Annotated in this window: 4 protein-coding genes; 2 read left to right on the top strand and 2 right to left on the bottom strand. The window is 35.6% G+C overall.

The window, feature by feature from the left end:
* Positions 1–199 (top strand): YheV family putative zinc ribbon protein (locus ACJAT7_RS18580; RefSeq protein ID WP_415228278.1); only part of this gene is annotated, 199 nt, incomplete at its 5' end.
* Positions 200–566: 367 nt separating this feature from the next.
* Here ACJAT7_RS18580 and ACJAT7_RS18575 read toward each other — a convergent pair.
* Together ACJAT7_RS18575 and ACJAT7_RS18570 are read right to left on the bottom strand one after the other, a co-directional pair.
* Complete coding sequence (locus ACJAT7_RS18575) at positions 567–779, bottom strand: SlyX family protein (protein WP_293756801.1); 213 nt, start codon at positions 777–779, stop codon at positions 567–569.
* A complete protein-coding gene (locus tag ACJAT7_RS18570; RefSeq protein WP_293756845.1) occupies positions 779–1,711 on the bottom strand; it encodes a WD40 repeat domain-containing protein in 933 nt (310 codons plus the stop codon). Before ACJAT7_RS18570 ends, ACJAT7_RS18575 begins: the two co-directional genes overlap by 1 nt.
* Before the next feature lie 730 nt (positions 1,712–2,441).
* Here ACJAT7_RS18570 and ACJAT7_RS18565 point away from each other — a divergent pair.
* Positions 2,442–2,648, top strand: a complete 207-nt coding sequence (locus ACJAT7_RS18565) for a hypothetical protein (protein ID WP_415228277.1) — start codon at positions 2,442–2,444, stop codon at positions 2,646–2,648.
* Positions 2,649–3,370 lie beyond the last annotated feature (722 nt).

Here is a 3,370-nt window from a genome sequence, read left to right as displayed (position 1 = left end):
CAAAATTAAAAAAAGATTCGTCGCAGGAGCAAACTGCCCAAAATGTCGTGCACTTGATACAATCATGCTTTACTTTGAAAATAATGTTGAAAAACTGGAATGTGTAAAGTGCCATTATTCAGAGTCTCAAACAGATAAAAAAGTGGCTAAGGCCTCACGAGCAAGTTCAAATGTAATTGGAGTGTTTAAGCCAGATTGAATTATTAATCGCTGCACATCGATCTAATAGATGAATAATTCAAGAATAGTGTTTATTCATCTATTTTATTGATGTGTCACCGTAGGCAGTTTACATATGGTGAATTTTTTATGGATGCACCTACAATTAATAAGTTTCAAAACGACCTTAAACAACACCTATTCGTTCCAACTGGTTCTAGAATCAACTCAAATGAGAGTCTTTTATCCTTTAAATCATCGTTGACACATTAAAACATCTGCTTAGGCGGCAATATTTAACAAGCAACCTCGTTCCTTCTAAATTTCAAATAGTTGTACTGTTTAAAGTTCTGAGTTGCTAAGAACCGCTCGGCGTGTCATATCAATACTAAGTCTTTTATATTCGACTAGTAGTGTGGTGGTGGCATTTCCTCTTTTTCAGACGCCATATTACTGGGTTCGATAGCACTAATTTTTGATACCAATTGTTTAACTTGATATTGCAAGTCATCCATTTGTTTTTGCTGTTCAATCAATGCCTGGTTAAGGCTTTCAATAGTGTCTTCTTGAAAAGACAGTTTCATTTGTAATTGTTCGATATCCGTTTGTACTGTACTCATTAATTTTCTATCTTCCACTTTTCTAGTAAACCATTGCTACTTTCTGAAATAATTTCGCTATCACCAATAAAACCGACAGCATGCACAACCGCCGATGCAGGTCTGCTACCCTCACGAGCTGAAACCTTCCACTCATTTAACTCTTCACCTGTTTTCACATCCCAGCGATTAATTCTTCTAGATGGCGAACCGGTTAGTAAATAATTACCATCATCCGAAAAAACGGCTGTAGTGAATATCCTTTGTCTTGCTGAATATTGTAGATTACTGATTTCCTTACCAGTCACTAAGTCCCATATCCTCGCATCTCGCTTACTATCAGCGGTAAATGCATAACGCCCTTTATCATCTAGCGATACCTTTGTAACTCGACTAGGATGGTCGAATTTAAATATAACTTGACCTGTGCGGGTATCCCACAAATAAGCTAAATAGTCATTACCGCCTGTTAGTGCATAAAAACCATTAGGTGAGATATCCAAGCTGTTTATTTTTTCTTTATGTCCTAAAAACTCTAATCGCCTGCCTGTTTTAGGCTCAAAAAACATCACTTTACCACTACCGCGGCCAACCAAAATACCTCGCCCTTGATTTGAAACTGCGATGTCTCGAATACTTGTCTCGTCAATTCGCCAAAAACCTTCTGGCTCGCCGACATCTAAATTCCATAATGCAAATGCTTCTCTATCAGATGTCACAACATATGAATTATCAAAGGCAATATGTATATTTGTCACTGAATTGCTACCGTCATCTTGATGTCGCCACACGTATTGCTTTTTATTAGTACTTAAATCCCATACAGTTATGCCATTTACAATGGTAGATACAACTGCAATCGTATTGTCTGCAGATATGTGGGACGCATGAGTCCCTCCGTCAGCATGGCGAAATGAACTAACAGGCACATTACTTGACCCATCGCAGCCCATAAATCCAATGGTACTTAGCAAAATTACAACATAGACAATCTTAATGCGTTTATTCAATGGGTTTCTCTTCGATTCAATCGTATCTAGTATATGCGTTTGCCCACCAATCACATACTGCTAGTTGGTGAATTATAATGAAAAAGACCTCAATCACTGTTTGGATTACCTCTGTGGAAATCTTAATTGCCTGTTTGACCACTTCCTATTGATCCCATGAAAGTTGAGACGTTAACCTTCAGTACACAGTAACAATCTCATGCTATGGGCGCCAGTTTGGCGCCAGATTGTTGAAAACAAAGTAACGAATCAAAAAAATGGGTATCAAATACAACCAAAATTTATTGGTTAAAAGTTTTATTGCTGCCATACAAGGTCAGCCATAACTCGATAATATAGGAATACAATCAATCACCCGTAAAGTCGAAAGTCTTGTACGAGAGAAACAAGACAAGTTAAGAGCTCAGATGAATGATGAAAATAAAGCCAAGGGTTCAGAGTTTTTAAGAAATGATGTTGGACATGTTGCCATTTTTATCACAGATTCAGATTTACAGTACTAGGTGTTAAAAAATGGTGCTGCTAACAGACCTAAATCGACTGACATAGTCAAATAAACTACTTTGGAATGTTAATAGATGAAACAGAAATTGATTCTTATTTCGCACGTAACAAGTAAGCAAGTTTTCCTTTAAATCAGGTTATTAATGGTTGGACTGAAGGCCAACAGCTCATGGGCGTGGGTGCAAAATATAAGTTTTATGTTTTCTCAATTCTTCCTTATGCAGCTCGTTCAACATGTGAAGTCACTAGTCACTCAATGCTTATTTTTGAAGTAGAATTACTAGAAATAATCAAAATAGATAATGCTGTAAAAAATAGGAATGGTCAGTTGTCGACGGTCAATAAAAAACCGAACACGTTACCGTGTTCGGTTTAACTCTGTTATTTTTACTAATCAGCTATTTCCGTGCTGAACCTTATTCCTTCACTATTTACCCTTCTAAAGGGTAATTTATCCCAAATTAATTGGGTAATTTAAGCTGTAATTTTTTGTCATTTCGACTAAATACTGTTTCAACTTTATGTGTTTGGATGTCGATATTTACCTCAAATCAATTGTTGCCAAGTTTATAGGTAGTATGACTTGCTATTGCTATTTCAGTTGGTTTTACAAAGGGCGAAAAAAAAGGGCAACTCTCTTTAACGCTAGGTTCCACAAAGTGTTTTTCTGATTAGGTTAGCAAAGGTCTTTAATTAAAAACCTATCTCACTTTGATTAATATTAACTATAGTAGATAACTGTTCTTTTACACGCCTAAAATTGATTTTTACTTGTAATGAATTGTGCTAAAAAAATAGTTTTTATTACCTCTTAGTGTTCGAATTAGTGTTCGAATTAGTGTTCGAATTAGTGTTCGAAATTTCTCTTCATCGTTTTCTAATTTTCGGTCACGGCTGCCGTCAGTTTTTAATCAAAAACATTATTTTTTTAAATGATTTAGGTTTCTCAAGGTCCACTAATGATGATAAACAGTGGCAATGCCCATTTTAATATAAAAAAACGCCTGATTTAGAAATAGTTACTTTGGTAAAAGCTTGAGAAAATTTATACTTATCATATTAAAATAATACGCTGAGTAAGATTTAAGGTTGAAAACA

Origin of the sequence: Psychromonas sp., assembly GCF_047632995.1 — a bacterium.
Taxonomy (GTDB): domain Bacteria; phylum Pseudomonadota; class Gammaproteobacteria; order Enterobacterales; family Psychromonadaceae; genus Psychromonas.
Note: the sequence above shows the minus strand (reverse complement) of the source record. Positions and strands in the feature narration are given on the sequence as shown.

What these genes read in the sequence shown, in the direction of transcription:
- ACJAT7_RS18575 (WP_293756801.1), bottom strand. Translation starts at nt 779, where the DNA reads ATGAGTACAGTACAAACGGATATCGAACAATTACAAATGAAACTGTCT.
- ACJAT7_RS18570 (WP_293756845.1), bottom strand. Translation starts at nt 1,711, where the DNA reads ATGGGCTGCGATGGGTCAAGTAATGTGCCTGTTAGTTCATTTCGCCAT.
- ACJAT7_RS18565 (WP_415228277.1), top strand. Translation starts at nt 2,442, where the DNA reads ATGGGCGTGGGTGCAAAATATAAGTTTTATGTTTTCTCAATTCTTCCT.